Annotated in this window: 1 pseudogene; it reads right to left on the bottom strand. The window is 67.6% G+C overall.

Annotated elements, in window-relative coordinates:
* Positions 1 to 306, bottom strand: a pseudogene (locus tag CYJ76_RS12000) (MobF family relaxase); the annotation flags it as partial.

Here is a 306-nt window from a genome sequence, read left to right as displayed (position 1 = left end):
GTTCTGGCAGCGTCCTCGATCCATGCCAGCGGTACGGTCGGCGCCGACCGATCATTCGACGCGCCAAGGAGTCGGTCTTCTGCCGCGAGCACCTGCTCGGAGGAGAACACCGTTCCGGCTTTGGGTCGGAACACGCTCGACCCGTCCGCGCGACGAAACAGCGAGGGGCTCTTCGCGAGCTCGGGCGGAGTGAGGCGCAGCGAGACCCGTTCTGCGGCATCGACGATCTGCTGGGTGATGACGTCCCGGTCGTTCGCGGACGCGAAGCGGAGAGCCATCGTCTGTCGCACGGCCTCCGCGTGGAGG

Origin of the sequence: Kytococcus schroeteri, assembly GCF_002847825.1 — a bacterium.
Classification (GTDB): Bacteria; Actinomycetota; Actinomycetes; order Actinomycetales; family Dermatophilaceae; genus Kytococcus; species Kytococcus schroeteri.
Note: the sequence above shows the minus strand (reverse complement) of the source record. Positions and strands in the feature narration are given on the sequence as shown.